This is a genomic window from Sphingobacterium sp. IITKGP-BTPF85 (genome assembly GCF_001006065.1).
Lineage (GTDB): Bacteria > Bacteroidota > Bacteroidia > Sphingobacteriales > Sphingobacteriaceae > Sphingobacterium > Sphingobacterium anhuiense.
This window is the reverse complement of record NZ_ASZT02000016.1, coordinates 1-18,462: the sequence shown is the minus strand read 5'-3', so window position 1 is coordinate 18,462 and position 18,462 is coordinate 1. Positions and strand designations below refer to the sequence as shown.

At 40.1% G+C, this 18,462-nt stretch carries 18 protein-coding genes and 1 pseudogene; 3 read left to right on the top strand and 16 right to left on the bottom strand.

Annotated elements, in window-relative coordinates:
• Positions 1 to 55 precede the first annotated feature (55 nt).
• The 12 genes from L950_RS05155 to L950_RS05100 form a co-directional block, all read right to left on the bottom strand.
• Positions 56 to 2,947, bottom strand: coding sequence for an RHS repeat domain-containing protein (locus L950_RS05155; protein ID WP_156169531.1), 2,892 nt, complete (start codon positions 2,945 to 2,947; stop codon positions 56 to 58).
• A 61-nt stretch (positions 2,948 to 3,008) separates the two neighbouring features.
• Positions 3,009 to 3,614, bottom strand: a complete 606-nt coding sequence (locus tag L950_RS05150; RefSeq protein ID WP_156169530.1) for a DUF6443 domain-containing protein — start codon at positions 3,612 to 3,614, stop codon at positions 3,009 to 3,011.
• 37 nt (positions 3,615 to 3,651) lie between these two features.
• Positions 3,652 to 5,295, bottom strand: a complete 1,644-nt coding sequence (locus L950_RS05145) for a PKD domain-containing protein (RefSeq protein WP_021188057.1) — start codon at positions 5,293 to 5,295, stop codon at positions 3,652 to 3,654.
• Entirely contained in the window at positions 5,292 to 6,095 is an 804-nt protein-coding gene (locus L950_RS05140) for a hypothetical protein (RefSeq protein ID WP_197086255.1), read from the bottom strand. Before L950_RS05140 ends, L950_RS05145 begins: the two co-directional genes overlap by 4 nt.
• The gene (locus L950_RS05135; RefSeq protein ID WP_021188055.1) at positions 6,052 to 6,663 is read right to left on the bottom strand and encodes a hypothetical protein; all 612 of its coding nucleotides are present in this window, start codon (positions 6,661 to 6,663) and stop codon (positions 6,052 to 6,054) included. Before L950_RS05135 ends, L950_RS05140 begins: the two co-directional genes overlap by 44 nt.
• 8 nt (positions 6,664 to 6,671) lie before the next feature.
• Entirely contained in the window at positions 6,672 to 7,634 is a 963-nt protein-coding gene (locus L950_RS05130; RefSeq protein WP_156169529.1) for a hypothetical protein, read from the bottom strand.
• A gap of 889 nt (positions 7,635 to 8,523) precedes the next feature.
• Positions 8,524 to 8,748, bottom strand: a complete 225-nt coding sequence (locus L950_RS05125) for a hypothetical protein (protein ID WP_156169528.1) — start codon at positions 8,746 to 8,748, stop codon at positions 8,524 to 8,526.
• Between the two features lie 182 nt (positions 8,749 to 8,930).
• Positions 8,931 to 9,401, bottom strand: a complete 471-nt coding sequence (locus tag L950_RS05120) for a DUF5675 family protein (protein WP_231576870.1) — start codon at positions 9,399 to 9,401, stop codon at positions 8,931 to 8,933.
• Positions 9,379 to 9,930: a DUF6266 family protein gene (locus L950_RS05115; RefSeq protein ID WP_021188050.1), complete on the bottom strand. Its 552-nt coding sequence runs from the start codon at positions 9,928 to 9,930 to the stop codon at positions 9,379 to 9,381. Before L950_RS05115 ends, L950_RS05120 begins: the two co-directional genes overlap by 23 nt.
• 71 nt (positions 9,931 to 10,001) lie before the next feature.
• Positions 10,002 to 10,646, bottom strand: a complete 645-nt coding sequence (locus L950_RS05110) for a DUF6266 family protein (RefSeq protein WP_021188049.1) — start codon at positions 10,644 to 10,646, stop codon at positions 10,002 to 10,004.
• Positions 10,647 to 11,091: 445 nt separating this feature from the next.
• Positions 11,092 to 11,475, bottom strand: a complete 384-nt coding sequence (locus L950_RS05105) for a helix-turn-helix domain-containing protein (RefSeq protein WP_021188048.1) — start codon at positions 11,473 to 11,475, stop codon at positions 11,092 to 11,094.
• A gap of 111 nt (positions 11,476 to 11,586) precedes the next feature.
• Positions 11,587 to 12,867 carry a hypothetical protein gene (locus L950_RS05100; protein ID WP_021188047.1) on the bottom strand — a complete coding sequence of 427 codons (1,281 nt, stop codon included), beginning with the start codon at positions 12,865 to 12,867 and terminating at the stop codon, positions 11,587 to 11,589.
• Between the two features lie 279 nt (positions 12,868 to 13,146).
• On the opposite strand from L950_RS05100, the gene L950_RS05095 reads away from it, so the two are divergent.
• The 3 genes from L950_RS05095 to L950_RS05085 all read left to right on the top strand — a co-directional run bounded on the left by L950_RS05095 (position 13,147) and on the right by L950_RS05085 (position 15,355).
• A complete protein-coding gene (locus L950_RS05095) occupies positions 13,147 to 13,476 on the top strand; it encodes a hypothetical protein (protein ID WP_021188046.1) in 330 nt (109 codons plus the stop codon).
• Positions 13,477 to 13,646: 170 nt separating this feature from the next.
• The gene (locus tag L950_RS05090; RefSeq protein WP_021188045.1) at positions 13,647 to 14,645 is read left to right on the top strand and encodes a helix-turn-helix transcriptional regulator; all 999 of its coding nucleotides are present in this window, start codon (positions 13,647 to 13,649) and stop codon (positions 14,643 to 14,645) included.
• A 275-nt stretch (positions 14,646 to 14,920) separates the two neighbouring features.
• Positions 14,921 to 15,355, top strand: coding sequence for a hypothetical protein (locus L950_RS05085; RefSeq protein WP_021188044.1), 435 nt, complete (start codon positions 14,921 to 14,923; stop codon positions 15,353 to 15,355).
• 52 nt (positions 15,356 to 15,407) lie between these two features.
• On the opposite strand, the gene L950_RS05080 is transcribed toward L950_RS05085, so the two are convergent.
• From L950_RS05080 to L950_RS29470, 4 genes and pseudogenes are all read right to left on the bottom strand, one after another.
• Positions 15,408 to 15,731, bottom strand: coding sequence for a RagB/SusD family nutrient uptake outer membrane protein (locus tag L950_RS05080; RefSeq protein ID WP_031287033.1), 324 nt, complete (start codon positions 15,729 to 15,731; stop codon positions 15,408 to 15,410).
• A complete protein-coding gene (locus L950_RS34985) occupies positions 15,710 to 16,237 on the bottom strand; it encodes a RagB/SusD family nutrient uptake outer membrane protein (RefSeq protein WP_031287031.1) in 528 nt (175 codons plus the stop codon). The genes L950_RS05080 and L950_RS34985 overlap by 22 nt, the downstream gene beginning before the upstream one ends.
• A gap of 35 nt (positions 16,238 to 16,272) precedes the next feature.
• Positions 16,273 to 16,785: a RagB/SusD family nutrient uptake outer membrane protein gene (locus tag L950_RS34980; RefSeq protein WP_031287029.1), complete on the bottom strand. Its 513-nt coding sequence runs from the start codon at positions 16,783 to 16,785 to the stop codon at positions 16,273 to 16,275.
• Between the two features lie 121 nt (positions 16,786 to 16,906).
• Positions 16,907 to 18,462: pseudogene (locus tag L950_RS29470) on the bottom strand (TonB-dependent receptor); the annotation flags it as partial.

Sequence of the window (18,462 nt, the reverse complement as noted above, 5' to 3'; positions counted from 1 at the left end):
AAAGTATATCCAGCTGTATTTGTAAACCCTTGAATATTCCCACCCACAGACCCATCTAATAATGAAAGTGCTCGTTTATAATAAGCATTTTTTGTAACTGCCCCCCATTCACCAGCATGCTTTCCAAATGGTATTCAAATCTCGAAAATCTACTATATGCCTCTGGTAAAAGCTTAGTTCCCGTCTTAGCAGCAATTTTACCAGCACCCCGAATAGCTGCACCTCCTATTTTCCCTATAGGAAGTATGTTGGCCGCACCAAATATAGCTTCGCCCATATTCATGTTGTCACCGTAGATATTCTTTTCCGAAAATGCATATGAAATGCTATTCAGAACAGCTGTGGTGGGCAAAAACTCATTAAACTGTCTCAGCCAGGATTCGAAAGGACTGAGCGAATTACCAAATGTACTATTTTCTGACCATAATGCCGCAACCTGTCTTTCAACATTTTGTATACCGGAGGCTAAAGATGACTCATTGTTTACCTGAACAGTTACGGAATGAAGCAGGATAGACAAACTGGCATTCCCTCCTGTGTGGCTTCCGCTATTAAATGTATTGGCTGCATCGGAATAGCTATTGGCGATTCCGCCTGTACCCCACGCACCTGAATCATTGATCATATAGGCTATGGACATAAATGCATCAAGATCATTCATAGGTGCACTGTCCCAACCTGAATTACTTGAATAATGCCAGTTCTGCCCCGTACCCAAAGCATAAATGGCATCAATGATCACATTGCCTCCACCGCTTCCTCCTGGTGCTGCTTTCAGACCTAAAGGATCATTGAACATCATCGGATTATTGGAACCATAATGATATGTACCATAGCCCACACTACTCGAGGCCAGAGGGTCCGGACTTGCAAATCGACCCAATGCCGGATCATACATCCGGTAACCGGTACGGTAAAGATCTGGAAGATTGCCAAAGGCATTTTCCCATTCTGAGCCTCCATTGTACAGTTGCCGGTTAGCTCCACTTGGAATCACTGTGCCCGGAAACTGAAGTCCAAACGGATAATAGCTGTTTTCCTGACGCACAACAGCCACGCCACCCTGCTCCTCAAAACTCACCCGGACATTACCCTGATGGTCGGTAAGCATGTATTCGGACTTTAAGGTACCGCTTATATTGCGAACGCGCCCCTCTGATGTTGAAAAATAGGACAATGAACTGTTTTCATAAACATAACCGCCAATATAATCCAATGTTTTGACAACTATACCGCCCTCAAAATGACGGGTACGTAACAGTGCACCTCCTGCTGTATAGGTATAATCGACATAACGCCCTGTAGCAGTTGTTACCGTAACTTTGGCAGTCAATCCCAATGTATTATAACTTAGGGATATTCCTTTTTTGGGATCAACAGCGAGCGCGCCAACTGCATCATATGCATAATCTGCGGTACTGCCTGTCAGGTTACGGAAACCATAGGTCCCTAGACTTCCGGTAGCAGGTTCCGCTACATTGGTCAGCTTATCTCCGGAATAGCTATAGGTCAGATTGTCGATACTCGTGAGCGTTCCCGAGATTAAAGCGTTGCGCTGTAAGGTCAGGATATTACCATTGCCATCATAGCTCAGTCCTTTTTCATCAAATCCGCCCGCACTTCCCCAGCTAGCCGCACCCAACCTGTCCTTGTAAGACGTGGATTTCATACGGTCTAAAGGATCGTAAGCCATGAGGTACGTTTTTTCTTTTGGATTGTTGTCCGATGCTGTCTTTGATCTCCACTTAACAGCGGAAATGCGTCCGCTGTAATATGCGGTATTGCCCAATGCTGCCTCTACCTTATCATACAGCAGCTCCATCCCGAAGAGATCATTGGCATCATCATTATGGACAGAAGTACCTAAGTTACTGCTGTTGATGCTCAATAGCTGTCCGCGTATATTATAGCGGTAGTCTATGGACTGCAGAAAACTGCCGCCATTATTGGTACTGTGCAGTTTTTTGTCGATCAGCTGTCCCAGTTCATTATAAATGTAGTCTGCGACACGGATCGTGGCTGCGCTGCCATACTTTTGATCTACCTGACGCAAACGGCCCACATGGTCATATCCGTACATATTGTCGACCGTAATGGTGGACAGGGTGCCGCTTGCCCCTATTTTCTTGATACTGCGGCTGCGCAGGGTTTTCCCTGTGAAATCTGAAACCTGGGTCTCGCTGTCTTCCAGGTTGCTGTTGAACTGGTTGTTGCTGCGCGTCTGGATAGCTTCGCCTCTCTCGTTGTAAAAATAAGCTTGGGTAAGCCAAACACTGGATAACCCGTCACCGATGCTGCGCTCCCTGACAACGGTCAGCATGCCCTGAAGGAAACCGGAGGTTGCATGCTCTCCTTCCAGCCCCTGTTGCTGATAACTATAATCTGCTGATCCGTCTTTATTGAGGTCATAGTCATCGAAATAAACATAGGCTAATGGCTCCAGAGATGTGGTCGGAAATACAGTATTGCTATAATATCCAGTGGTAGCGCTATTGTTACGGCGTTCGTAACGTACAGCACTGTAGTTGAGACTCTGGACATAACTCTGCATAGCTGTACGGGTGGTGCGCTGGTTATCGCTATAAATACCCCTTCCAATAGCCTGGTCACGTACATCATACTTCACATAGTGCCATTTATTTGCCGCACGGAGCTGTGCGTCCTGAACAAGGACCAGACGGTCCAATGGATCGTAAACGTAATATACTGTACCGGCTGCGGGTTCTCGCTTTTCGATCAGCTGGCTTTTGTTTGAATAGAGATAACTAAAGATCTGATCGACAATACTCGCCTGAAGCAGACTCCAGTTGCTACTTTTCCGCATGGCAATAACTGCTTTTGGAGGGATCATAAAACGTATATTGCCCAGATCGTCATAGACATAATAGGTATCCAGCCAGGTTTCTGCTGCGCCCTCCACCGTTTCGTTCAGATAGCTTCGACTCAAAACAGTCCTGCCATCTCTGTCGACAAACAGCTGTACACGCTGTCCGTCGGAAAGCGTCGTTTCACTGACCCGAAGTGATCCGGCAGCATAGTTTGTTCCTACAGAGCCATCGGCATTCCATTGTCTGGCTCCATCTGCTGCTACATTTGCACGGTAGGACTGACTGCTGGCGTGCTGACTGCTGATGGTTCTCCCCGATGTTGCCTTCCTTTAATATACGGCCCAGCGGACTGTTCTCAAACAGGCGTGCACTATAGGGTTTGGTATCCTTGGCGATATTACCGGGACCATTGGTATAGAATTGGGCCTGCTCCTGTAAAGATTGGCTACGGTACAGACCATCGGTGGCATTGACCTGATAAGGCAGATAATCCATAGCATTGCGCCCGGTATTGTCATAGGCAACGGGCTGAACAAGGTCTTTTAATGAAGGGCTGGCACCAACATTGATCTGCTGTACAGTTCTTCCTAGTCCATCCTGATAGACACGGCTACGGACCCTTTGGTCCGAACCTAGATCCAGTGCTTCCGCTATTGTTTTTACTCCTGAAACAGTGATAACATCCTGTTGTACGAAAGTTCGCTGTTGATACTGGCCATAACCACGGATCAACGTGAAAAGACCCATGAACAATATCGAGGTGCGTAAGATTAATTGGAATTTCATAGTTACTCAATAAATATGGGTAAACACTCCTGTAATTTTAAAAAAAGTGTATCCAGTTCTGACCGGCAAGGTTAGAAGAGAATTCAAAATAACCATTCTGTATGGGCTGACAGACCTCTTCTCCATTACTTAGACTAAAGCCTACACTTTTGAATCCTTGAGGACTATATCTAGGTTCATAACCACCCGTTGCATAAACTCTAATCGTATAATAATCTTGCCGCACAGATTTATAAGGACTATTCCAATTAAGTTCATTACCCGTAAATAAATATTTTAATTGAGTTCCTTTATAAAATTCTACTTTTGTAATTGTTCCACCGGACTGCTCCCCTATGAGTACCTGAACGGAAACTGTGCTATCGTAAGGGGTTACCTGGATCGTCTTTGTTGAGGATATGCTACCGTAAAGCGGAGAGGTTTTATTGACAGAAACCGTAAAAGTCCCCGTAGTACTATAACTGTGCTGAATATTTTCGGCCGAAGTAGCTACCGCGGAAGAACCGTCCCCAAAATTCCACAGATACTTTACTCCCTGATTTTGAGAAACAAACCCCGTCGCATTAAAAGTAATAGCTTTGTTAACAGCAATTCCATCATGAGAGATTCCTACTGTCATCTCGTCATTTTTGTTGACATACTGCTGCGTCATTACGATATCTTTATTATGATCCTTAACTGACACCAGACGTCCGTAGCCATCGTAATTAAAGAACTGACTCTGTCCATTTATATTGGTTTGAGAGGTTTTAATCCCCAAGTCATAATTTAGAGTACCTACTGTTAGCACTGCTCCTTGAGGATATACCTGAATATCATCGAGTAAAACTTCCTGAAGGCTCTTGACTTTTATGGTGAAATCTGCCGGAAGATGTGAGACCGAGATTACCTGCTGGTACATCTTCCAGACATTTCCGGTATTGACATAATTTATTGATGTATTTTGTGCAGCAACAGAAGCCGCAGATGTTGTGACCGTAAAGCTTCCTGAAGAGGTAGACTTCACCCAGAAAGAAATTACATAATTTTGGACATCAATGTTTTTTATGAAATTCTTAAAAAGGACCAGATTAGGCACTGTCTTTAGCATTGCCCAACCTGAACGGACTTCAGGCCCTCTAACAAATTCGTAAGGTAAAGTTGGGGCCTCCACCTGCAGACCATTCTCATAATCTGTTAGCGCATCTTCAAATGTATTGACTGCAATTTCATTTACACTTGCTCCCTGAGCCTCTGCATAGGATAAATACCCGGAATACAGCGTCGACACACGCCCACCTTTATTATTGTCAGATGACCGTAAAAGTCCTTTAGAGTTATAATCTGTATAATTCTCTGATGTCCAGTAGCGGCTATCATTTTTAAATGCACCCGCAGTTATACTGGAAGTTTGAAAATTGATCACCCCTGCCGGTTCTTGGAAAATTAGTTTCTGCGCAGGTAGATAACGCGTAATGCCCGAAATCAGGAAGGTTTTAAATGTTAATAGTTCTGCCGAAACTGTCTTTTTAACCCCCGATCGTTCGATTGTTCTATAGGTTTCAACAGGCGCATTGATGTTTAAAGCGGCCATTTCTTTGAGCGCTATACTGGAACCATCATTTACGGTTGAAAATACGTAGTCCTTTACATATTTGGAACTGGTACTCTTTCGTGTCCCATCACTGCCATAACTGATCACCTCTGTCGGTAAGCGATGAAATGGCTCCCATACACATACTGGATCGCCGTGCTATCTTGAAAAACTCCACTGCTGTTGTCATAACTTAGAACAGACTGCCGGACAAACTGTTTCCCCTGGCCAATTAAAATCGGATACTTGCCATAATAGGTTGCTGTACCTATCTGTTCCATTTTCAAGCCATATTGTAAGACGGGGGAAGAACTTCTGATATAGCTGTTTTTTTTCTCCAACACCTTTTGGCCGCCCTGATTAAAGACGGTCTCACTCAATAAGAAGCCCCGCTCAAAAGAAAAGTTTTTGTTTGGAGAAAAAGGAAAAATATTGTTGCCGCCAACAGGAAATCCGATAGTGCTGCAGTTGCTCCTGGCTACAAAATTCCTGGTTGGCTGCCAGTCGGGAGCAGATGAACCATCGTAATACATCGCAGGTCTGTTATAACTGTACAGCGTATTGCCATTGCCATTTATCCGCACACGTACGTGGTTATATTGAATGTGTTCAATTTCTGGGGACAAACCTTCATCGGATGCCACAATAGAATTGCGCCAGAGAGTTTCCGTGGTACCACTTCCGGTATAGGGCTGTACAAAGGCCATAAGCGGTAAGCTAATGGGGGCACCACTTGATTTACCCGATACGGGATCGATATATTCAATGGTCCGCAACTGGTCATTGTTCGGATTCTCCCCGTCACTGATCCGCAACTGTGCCACACGGACCCCACCCCCATTCAGGGTGATACCGGCCTGTGGATCATGATACTGATTGTTCATAGCTGACTTCGCTAAAACCGCCATTGTTCAATGTGATACGTGTGAGCATACCCATTTTAACATTTTCTGCATGTGGTGAGCGAGAAGCTCCTGTTATAGAATAGGGATAGAACGAAGAAACGGAACTTGGAAGATCGTGACGCAAACGGTCATGCAGATCACTGCTGGGATTGATGTATACAGCAGGTCTCAAAGTTGTGTTTACCGCACCATTATAAAAACCCCAGGTATCCAAACTTTTAGACGATGAATCAGGAAGATTGATCGTATGGTTTGAACTATACGAACTTGTACTCGTCTCGGACAAGCCATGATAATCAAAAATTATTTTTTGTCCGCCATCGGTAAAATTCACTAAGAAGTACCGATAATAATCTGAAGTACTGCTGTTGTTGCTTTTCGCAATCGCATAGTTAAAGAAACATCTTTTTATTATGCTCTTCGGTTGTAAATGGGGCTCAGCAAATATCAGTTCAGATTCCATTGTATATACAACAATCTGTTCAATTAAATTAGTATTGGTACTGCTATTCTTACGATAACTAAAATTTACGCTCAACACACCTAGATTATCCGGCTTTCTATCAATCATTATTTCTTTTATATGTTTTTGATTGCTGGACTCTTCAATCTTATACTGTAGTGTCTTGGTCGTGGAAGTACCGACATAAAACTTACATCTCGGGATGTTGTTATTGAGTTCTGTTCATATTGAAAACTGACAATATTACCATTAGGATCTGTTATTTTGGACAGTGACCAACCATTGTTAAAAGAAATACTATTCTTAAAGAGTTCATATTCCCTCTTTAAATATGAAATTGCACTCGGATTTAAGGATGTTGTTTTTTTTGTATTCCGGGTTGCCTGATCAAACTGATACACCAGTCCTGCTCCATTTGTGATTGTAAACTTCTCAAGACCATAACCGGAAGTAGACATGGTATGTTGAATCTTAAGATCAAGATCGTCAAGAGAAACTAAGTTATTGTTTACATCAAACATTAAGGTTGTGGACAGTCCAGGTGCATTGACATGGAAAAGATCGGGCTCTAAGTCCCACAGATTGGGAAAATTTGTACTCAGGTAGCTCAAATCGCTTGTTTCGTCTGGACAAGTGGTCACATTATTATCATTGCCAATAGTAAAATTTTGAATCTTATTGGCATAACCACTGTGTATCCATCCTTTACGGCTGTCTGCTCCGGTTCCTGAATTCACCTCATCTGGAAGATCGCGCAGTTCTCGAGAGATCGTTCCCCCACCGGTTACCGACCAGCCCATTCCGGCATTTCTCTCAGTCTCCTTCACCCTTATTCCACTGGAATTGTACTGAAGACTAATAGGGACCGAAATACTTCCCTGTTGAATATTGTAAATGGGAATAGATGAGGTTGCTGATCCTGTAAATAAATTGGCATCGATGGTCTGCGCTTTCAGGTATGTAAAAGAACCTTGATAAAAGGCAAAAAAACTCAAAATAAAGAGCAGTCTTACAGTCTTAACGATTCGTTTAATTATATCAGTAGGATAATGATTGGGATTAATTACGATTGCTGACAATAATTTTCCTATCGAACAGATGACATTGTTTAATGGGCGTTTTTTAATACAGAACAAAAGTAAACAGACTATACTGAATATCAAAACATTGATTAAATACTCCATAAATTTCACAACTGGCTAAATACTTAATCTAAAGTAGTAAAAAAAATAAAATGTCAGCACACATTAACGAAAATAAAATTCACTAAATTATAATTTTGCATTTTTTCATACCGTAAATGCACCTTTCTTGACAATGTTTTTCTCGCTAAAAAAAACACAGAGATCAAGAATATTTGGTAGAACTGTACGTGATAGATGTTAGACAATTAGGGCGCAAAGAAAGAGCCGAAGCAAACTCGACCATTTCCATTTAAAAAAAAATGTACTGTTGGATCCAGGATGATCTAGTCCAGAATTACGCGATTGACCATCACAACTAAATGAGCGACGTTTTTTATAATGGATGATATTATGATTTAATTCGTGAGAATCCAGCAATTACAATATGTGGATTTAATATATCTAGCAATAGGAAAATTTAAAGGTTAGAGAGTTAGTGGGGCAGAAAGAAATTGACGGGGTAAACCAGTGACAGAGTGACAAGGTCAACATAGGAATTATAAGTTTATTAGAAAGTTAGTAAGGAAGTGAAAATAGAAACAGTTGCCGGGATAGTTAGATAAAAAGTAAGCACCGAAGGTGCAATACTCTTAGCAGATCAACGACACGGCGTTTTGCATACTGCACTTTCCATTAGCGTTTTCTAATTCGGGATACCAATCGGCTGGTTATATAGCTCACGATAGTCCCTACTGCAGCCATGCAAACTGTCTGCAAAATATCACCGAAAGAAAAACTCGCCCAGATGGAACATATTGTCCCACCCAAAGCACCAAAGCGGATATCATTCAATTTCATCAGGCACCTCCTTTTCTTTATGAGACACAATCTGCTCTGGTGGCGATGACTCATCCTCTTCTTTTTTATCGTTATCATCCAGTACCGTCTCCACTACACCAAGTCCAAGAGCAATGTACTTGATAATATTTAAAGCTTTTCCCGGCAATTTAATCGGCGCCAGCAGCACAACTTGCAGAACACGGCCTATTTTTTGAATTATTTTTTTCATTTGCATAAAAGTTAAAAGGTTAATAAATAATTAGAAGGTTATGCAGTTAGTAGGTTAGTAAGAAGTTATAAGTTGAGAACGTTAGTAGGTTAAATAGTATTCCCCGTCCCCCCATTAATTGTTACTCCGTCACTACTCTACTCATTACGTTACTCCTTTACTAGTCACTTCTTTACTTGTTACTATGTTACTTCGATAAACACTTCCCCTAATACCATTAATTCCACCAATAAGGGATACAATTTTTTGTAAGCGGTAATTGATTGTTCTAAGCGATAATCCCCTTGCTCGAACACATATTGAGTACCGACCAATAGGCAACCCGCCGTTTCCTTGTGCGTATTACCGATGTGGATATAGACATAGCTAAAGCCAGGGATATCTTTGATCTCGATCATACCACGATGCATCTTAGGATACCGATCATAATAATTACCGTTCATCCCTCCATCACGGTTGAAACCAAGCTTATATCTTCCAGCGGGAATACAGGTACTGCCTGGTATTTTTTTTTCACGGGGGATGTCCTCCAGACCATAGCATATAAACTGGTTATTCAGATAAATTTCGGACAGGGTACTGTTCTTCCCCTGCTGGATACGGATCACTTTTAAATGCATAACCATCAGATTAATATTTCCCCAGATACTCACTTCTTGAGACTTTCCGTTTATCCCGGTCATGCAGCATCAAGTAAAGATGCACCTGTTTTCCCTTCAAAACAGAAGGAAGCTCAAGCATCATGCACGCATCCTTTCGGATTACCTGCTGTTCATTAATCGCCGCATTGCCCGCTTCAACATCATAAGCACATAACACCAGCTCATCATCCCAGTTACTGTGATCAGGAAAAAAACGACCCGGTAAATGCCACTTCAACGTAATAAAATCACCTCCCCTTTCCACTTTGTCGAGCAGTACCTGGGCCAAAGTTCCTTCACTTATTTTTGCTTTAGCAGGGTCGATCGTAATATCCGGATATTCTCCCGTGAGCGCATTGCATAGATGATGGGACATGGCCCTGCCAAGAGCTGTTTTCCCTTTTTTCCGTGTTGCAAAACCGATCTGGATCAACAGGTTTAGCGGATTGAGAAAATAGCGGACTACTTTGAATCCCAACTGGATAGATTTAACTTTATTTGGTTGCGACTTCGTTTCTTTTTTATTTGATATCACTAACATATCGCTATATTTTAAAGATCAGAACCAGGAGAAACTTACGCTTCTCCCAGTCTGATTCAGTAATAAATTGATTACAGTAAATCTACCTCTCCCAGATAGGTACTGCCCGAAACCTTGGTTCCCTTACGGTCAGCAAAGAATATCCATACATGACCTTTCGCTCCAAGCAGGTGATCGGGTATGGTGATATCAATTGCGCCGTCGGCACGCATAGGTGGTGTCGGAGCCGTCATAAACTCGTTCGCTGTCGGCTGGTATAGCAGGATAATCACCTGATCATCGGCCTTGGACTGGTATAAGGTATTCAGCGTCACATCCCAGTTTATAGACAACAGTCCTAAAGAAGCCGAAACACCTGTTGCACCGCCACCGATAAATGACCCCGAACTGATTTCGATTTTGCTGTAGTCCAGCTCAAAATTTGGATAAGTTCCGATCACGGCTTTATCAATATTTTGTCTCAGCGCGACATTGGTCGGTGTCATCCTATCGGCCTTCACCAGACCGAATCCCAGGCGTAGTATCGGCGTTATCGGCATTAAGAATTTCGTCATTGCATAAAAGCGTGCCTGCACGATCAATTGCTCTTCTGAAGCTGCTTTTGTGCGCTTTCTGGACAGCCCTCTAATGTAGTCTATACCCTTCCAGCTGGAGCCTATCACACTTCCGGTTTTGCCTCTAAAACCCCCATTTGCACCCTGTCTGATTGTTCCCATTTTTTTAAATTTTAAAAGATTTAACCATACGTAAAAGCCTGATAAATACCGGTATATTATGCTTTACGAAGACAAACATAGCACCTGCGAATAGGGCTTGTCAATAGGCTAAAGAAAGTTGTCGGTGTTTGTCGGCGTACCAGTATAATTTTGTCGGTGCTATGTCGGTGTCTCTCGGCATAGCACCCGGACCTAGGCATCCTCAGACAATAAAAAACTTAGTTTCACCGCTGTATATGGGTTCCTTCTTGCCACCATTAGGCTACCTGCTAGCAACATTCTTTTACCAAAAGTCGTGACAGCACCGTATGTGTATCGTACATGCGCCGTCCTTGCATCGGGGAAAGGACGGTGCAGCAGCATTGCAAATACTTTTCAATAGTGTTGAAACTTAAAAGCGGGTTAAAAGAAGGTCCGAACAAGGTTAAAAGAAGGTCCCAAAAAGTCATGGTAGATTTATCGGTTTATAACCACGGTATTCGATGTAAAGCTGTACTACATCCCGTTTTGAAAACCGATTCTTTTTCATATTTTTAGCGATCGGACTGATCAGACCCTCCTTTACCTTGCGTTCAAAAGTGCGTTTTGAAATAGCAATAAACGTGGCAGCCTCTCGGGTATCCATCGTGCCGATGAGTCCGGCATATTCATCATTTTGTTGATCTTCCAGCAGCAGCAATACACGGTCAATTTTAGTATGCAGCAATGCTATTGCCGCATGTGGATGAGTTGGAATATTGTAAGAAAATTTTGTACCAACGCATGTTGCATTTGTTGCATAGCTATTGTAGGACTCCTGCCACGCAGGAGTATTTTCATAAAAAAGCATAAGTAGGTTCGATAAGGGGGCGACCTACCGCCGAGATCCATAACCGTGCAACGCAGTAAACTTGCGCTGACCGGTCCGATCGATCTGGTTTATAATTGGTTAATTTTCAATTTATGTCAACGGAACAAAAGTGTTCCAACCTTCGTAACTAAGATCAAATCGCGATTTCAAAAACTCCTCTATATATTTATTCTTTACCTTACTTCCTTGTGCACATATTTTTAGCACTTCATTTTGGGTCAGATTTTCTCTTAAAGCCTGTAAGGTCTGGCTTTGTATCTTGATATATCCACCTGTTCTATAGTCCATAAAACACACATGCATCATATTGATATAATGCGCCTTATTGACTTTAACCAACCATTTTAGAAAACCTTTATTTTTCAGGGTATCAATAATTTTAGGACAGTCAATCCGCATTCCATCGGTCAATATGACAACAGCATGATTAGAATGCGACTCTATAGCAAAAATATGGAACAGTGTGACACTTTTGAGATCGTTAAAAGATGGCTCAAGCCTAGTTGGGCTTTTAGCATATAAGCTGGCATAAAGATTCTCGAGCAGGATATTATCCAGACCATCACGCTCATTCTCCGCCTCTTCTAGTACCTCCTTAAATAGCTGTTTTAACGGTATTGCATGGAGCAGTTGCTCATCTGCTGTACTGCGAACTTGATGATCAGCAGCAAATTCCGACAGCGCATCTTTAAATAGTCCTTTTACCTGGGTATCATGCCATCTATTTTCCAGTACGGATATTATCTTATCCTCCACAACTTTCGATAGCTTTTCTACAGTATCAATTTGGGTATCAGGATGCATCGGTTCACGACTAGCAAGGACACCGGCACCATCAACTCTTTCTTCTATGATTACCTGAATGGGAAGTTCATGCGGAAAATACATGATCAGCACGTTACGTTCCGGATTTGCATCCAGCCAGACCGTAAAAGCTATCATGATGACCAGGTATAACAGAAACCGAGATTTCGCATGCTCCCACAAGATTGCATACATCTGTTCACCATCATACCAGATATACTTAAATACGATCAAAATGCATAGCCCTAATCCAATTGGCAGGATATAAAACAAGACTCTAGCGGTTCCATTCTTCCATACAATCTTAAAATCATTTTCTTGAATGGTACCTTTCCGTTGAATCAGAATACCCATTGCCGTTATAAAAACAATCACTAATGCTGTGAGCAGAAAAAGAGAACCAAATTTAAAAGAAAATATCGGCAAGGTTGTCCAGGTATAATTATAGGTAATCTTATTGTACAGCAAAGGTAAACAGATAAGAATCAGATAATAAAAATAGTATGACCTGAACTGTCGATATAAGGCATTAATCATTAACATACGGTTCTCAAAAAGGTTAATCATATTTACTGGAAAAACATTATTTAATTAGGCTAACATGCAAGTTAATAAAATTTCACCATTAAACAAAGCCGTATGTAAGTATAAAATATAGGTCAGAACCATTTATTTAAATAAATTTTAAACTCCTTTTAAAATTTAAAGGGCTTTTTTAGGGTACTTTAATCTCAAATCCCCACTTTAATGGCACGTTTTACTCTCCCTTAGCCTATAAGTAGCTAAGAGTTCTTTTCGCAAAAAGATATATTTCCCAAATTTGAAATTCAACAATTATAACAAACAATGAATATTTTAATCTTTAATCAAGCAGGAGTCAACTATCTGCAAGCGCACATCCTTGGACTTTCAATGGCACTATTGCTGATTGAAATGAACGAAATCCGAACTGATTTTGATAGTTGGCTAAACAAATGGTTTAACCTTACGACAAGCCAGCTGTCACAGCTCCAAAATATGGACCCGGCGTTTAAACAAGAATTAGCAAATGCCATCGCCAACAACTATGCTGCGGGCCTAACCGTCAATTTTATTAAAGAAGATAAAGACGAACAAGAAGTACCAGACAAAAAAACATGGTGGTTCATGGATTGGACGAGTGGCAAGATCCCGTAGGGAGTCATTTGACAAATATGCTTGTTCTTCCATTGATGATCCGTATACAGTACAGCTAAACTGAGCTACATCAACGACAATTGCTTGAGGGGCGGAACCGAGATCCCCGCCCCTCAAGCAATTCCAAAAACTCCTTTATAAATCCTACTTCATTATTACCTATTATCATTATGAAAAAAGCATTACAGATTGATCTCAATCATATTTATGGAACTGCATGCCTGCAAAACCAATTAACGATCAATCCATCCGTCAAAATGGCAAACGGAACTGTTTCATATTATGAAAATCAAGCCAACGAAGCCATCTTACAAGAATTTGATGGTCTATTGGGGTTTATCAATCTATTAGATCTAAAAACGACAGGCAAAAGCACCATTCCACTGCACGTAACCGGTGCCGATATCCACATCATCCATCTACTAGAATCTCAGTCGCCTATTCAAATCAAAGATCTGCAGACAAAAGAAGTCTACGCCGTCAGCCCATCTAGAGGACGCTATCTTTATTTAACTGCCGGCAATTATGAACTCCATATCGCCAAAGGCAGAAGCAGTATCTTTAACTTCTATTTTCGTTGCAAAATATTTCGGGATGACAATGAACGGGCTTTCAGTTTTTTGCATCCACTTATTTCTGCACACCGTAGCAGTAGTACCACATCCTGCTGCAGTATTGATTTTAAAGTCGGCCCACGTACCAGAACTCGTATCTACTACCTCTTGACAAAACTTAAAAAGGGAGACCTGGACAATGAAGAGCATATTCTACGCGAACTCAAAGAATTGATTAAACTATCCAATGAAAAAATATTTGAGGAATATGAGGCCATCATTGAAAGTCGAGACGAGGCAAAACTTATCCGAGCTGAGTTGGAAAAACGTATACATGAGGAAGGTCAAAAATTTATTATTGAAGATCTATCTCAGATTTTTGGTAAAAGCATACAGTATATTAGGAGGATATTCAAAAAGGAATACAAGCAGTCTTTACAACAATATCGCAACGATATACTGATCATGCATGTAAAAGAACAACTACTATTGCTGCGTAATAGCACGCAGACTGCATATCAATGTGGATTCAACAATACGCAACACTTCTGCACTTTCTTCCAAAAAAGAACAGGAATGACCCCTGGTAAATATCTGTCCGATCAAAAAGAATGATGAACCAAAGTTTCGACTTTTAGAATAATGCTATTTCTCATCTGACAATTCGAATCATCAGATACTCCCGACCTTAGTCTTATCAATAGCGTATATAAAAGGTAAGAAAATATGATACTTTTAAAAAACTACAGACGGAAATTTGCACTCTTCCCGATTTAGGCTTCCCCCTCAACATTGTTGACAGGTAAGCCCAAAATTAGGAGATCTCCAAATCAGGAGATGAAAAAGGATAAATAAGAAAAAAACAAACTTTAGTTCGCACTCATCTTCAAGTGCATAACACTGCCTATGGCAACTATAAAAAACAACTGGTTACGTACCAGCACATTGATATTATTAGGATTGGTTATGGCATTCGGCGCCCAAAGTTTACCAATAAAGAAGAGGTAAAAGTAGAGAAGAAACCTGCAAAAGTGGTTACTAATCAAACATGGTATTTTATTGGAACTTCAAGTGATGATCCTACAGATGCAAGCAAATATTCAACAAGTCTACCATCAGGAAAAAGCTGTAATAGTGCTCCATTCCAGACTGTATGTGAAATTCAAGCACCTGCGAATCCATCAAACTCATCACAACCAGACATGAACCATTTAGTATCTAGTTCACAAACCGTTGAACAGCGTATCGAAGAAGCAATTCAAAGTCTAGAACCAACAGAGACCCCTCTAGAAAATGAGACAGTCACTGCTTTTAGAAAAAACTAATTTAAGTAATTCAGAGGTATCGAATTGTACCTCTGAATTATACAATACATGATTACCTAACATTCTGCTCTAAGCTACCCAAGACAATCGCATTTTCAGGAATAGGATATATATAACGTCGATCATTAGGTGGTAGATTAAACTTTTTCAAGTCTCCAGCGATATTCAATTCCCTCTTTAAAGTCGTTGCAAAATTAGGATCAAGGTTCAGTCGTTTTAAATCTGACCAACGTACCCCTCGAAACAATAACTCTTTCCTTCGCTCTGTAAATACATACTTTAAAGCACTAATATCATCATTAAACTGTGGAACAGTATAGATTCCTTGTCTATATCTATTAATTAATAATTTCTTCATAAATTGAAGACCTTCCATTTTTCTACCTCTTCTAATTTTACACTCTGCCAATATGAGATAGATTTCATTAGTTGAAAGACCTGCAAAATAGGTTGAAAATTACCAACATAATTACCTTTGAAACCAATGACTCCTTCCCCTTTATCTTTAAAATAGATGAATTTCCTGAGATCATCCAAATCATATTGTCGATATAATGCTGGCGATATATTCACATCATCCTCATTCAGCAACTCGGCTCCTTCCATCGAATAAGCCAGATAAATCATTTCCTCATGCAATGCCGCAAATGGTCTATTGGATGTTACATCTAATTGATTAAAATCAATTAAATTATTCATCAGACCATAAACTTTACTGGCATATAATTCTGCCTGTTCATAATCCTGCATATAAAGATATATTTTGGCGAGTGCTGCCATCGCTGCAACTTTACTAGGTCTTGTTTTGACTATTACTTGATCAGGCAACAGCTCCATCGCAAGCTTTAAGTCTGAAATAATCAACTCAAAAGTCTCCTTCAATGTCGATCTTTTAACCTTTAAATTGAAGTCAGATGTTAATCGTAAAGGTAAACCCGAACTTCATTATCATTCCCTTTTTGATAGGTATCACTATACACAAGAGCTAAATAATAAAAACTTAAACCACGAATAAAATGTGCCTCCCCTAATAATGTAGACTTTAAGACATCATCATTTGTCGAAATTCGATCTAAACTTTCCATAACGACATTGGCTACCAATATAGTTCCATAGCTGTTTTGCCAATTCCCATTACTTGTATTCACAAATTCCTTATTCCAAAAATAAACATCTTGAAAAAGCTGATATTGAGAAGATATTTGTTCATAATTTAGATAATAATCATCTGTCCCCAACTCAACAAGACCGGGATAGGTTTGATTGACCCTATTTTCATTATCCAATAATGCTCTGATATCTTTCAAAGTTTCTACTGTCGTGATAGCAACATCTGGCTTTACGTCAAGGTACTTCTCACAACTTGAAAAAATAATCATCACAGAACATACTAATACTGCCCATGAAATGCATTCGTATTTCCTTTTCATAATTTTCAGTTTAATATGATAAATTTAATCCGATTGTAAAATTTCGCTGATTTGGTAGACCCAAAAGTCCGGATCATAACCAGATTTAGTCGCGCTCCAAAGTATACACACATTGTTAACATTAAAAAATAAACGCATATTTACTTTTTGTACAGCAAAGTTTGGATAGATTGGGAATAAAAACAAATTGGACATCTTGTAATTTGACAATATCAGACTTTTCAATATTAGCTCCAGAATTAGCATAAAAAGTATCTCGATTTGTATCTGCAGGATACTTCATTGATGGTACAGTAGTGATCAATTCATCTCCAGCTTTTTCCCATCTTTTATTATAATCTGAATGTGACACCCAGCTATTAAATAAAGCCGCATAACGGATCGTTTCCTTTTGAAAATAATGTCCAAATTTATAACTGATATTAAAAGACAATGAAAGGCTCTTCCAATTGATTTCATTTCTAAAAGCACCATAATAGGGAGCCAAGGCTGTACCGTGATAGTTCAAATATTGAATAGAATCACGTAACATATTACGATAATCTTTTGACAAATTTCCTTTATAAATACCTTGCGGGTCACCTTCAATAGGGTCTAAACCTGCAAATACATAAGAAAATACGGGATAAAGGCTTTTATCTTTCACAGGACGCATCGAATTGCCAGTATTAGTGGTATAAGTAGACCCCGTACTCAAGTTACCATAAAACTCCAAGACCTTATTTTTACTACTTGAAAAGAACACACTTGGACTCCAAAGCAAATTTCCTTGACCAACTTTTCCTGATAATTTTAGATCAAAACCTGTATTCTTCAATTTGCCAATATTTTTGGTTGTATTGAAAAAACCAGATGTTGGATCAATTAAATCATTTGCCAAAAGATCAGTCGAAAGTTTATCAAAATACTCCAATGTCCCGTTTATTTTATGGTTAAATATTCCAAAATCTAACCCGTAATTGATCATCCTAATATCTTCCCATTTTAAGGATGGATTTGGAAGACTACTGATAAATGCTCGCGGTAAAGTTGTCTGTGCACCTGAGGGTGGCTTCAAATAGTTAATAATCGGATTTGATCCAGTAATTCCACCAATATTTCCACTATGACCATATGTCCATCTTAATTTTAAGTAATTCAATGCAGGTATAGACTCCATCCATTTTTCTTTCGTCAGCACCCAAGCTGCCCCTAAAGACCAGAGTGGTTTCCAACGATCATTAGTTTTAACACCAAACATATTCGAAGCATCACGTCGTGCAGAAGCACTGATGGTATATCTATTTTTTAAAGTATAGGCTGCATTCCCAAAAAATGATAAAAATCTATGTTCTCGCAATCCATCAGACAATACATAAGGAATACTTTGCCTACCAGCCAATCCTTTATAAGTCTGAAAGAGAGTCGTATAATCAACTGGCTGATTTGTCCTCAAGTAGATATCATAACCATAAACCCGACTCCCTGAGTTTTCGGATAGTCGTTTAGAAATCTCAGAACCAATCAACATAACAAATGCATGTTGGTCTCTTACATAATCATAATTTAACTGTAATCGACCTCGATTGCTCAACATCTGGTCCGTTGAGGAGGTCTTTACTCCTCCTTTGGGAACAAAAAAATTAACAACTCCATTCGTTTGGCTTGCATATAAATTGATTAAATTTCGGGCGAAAA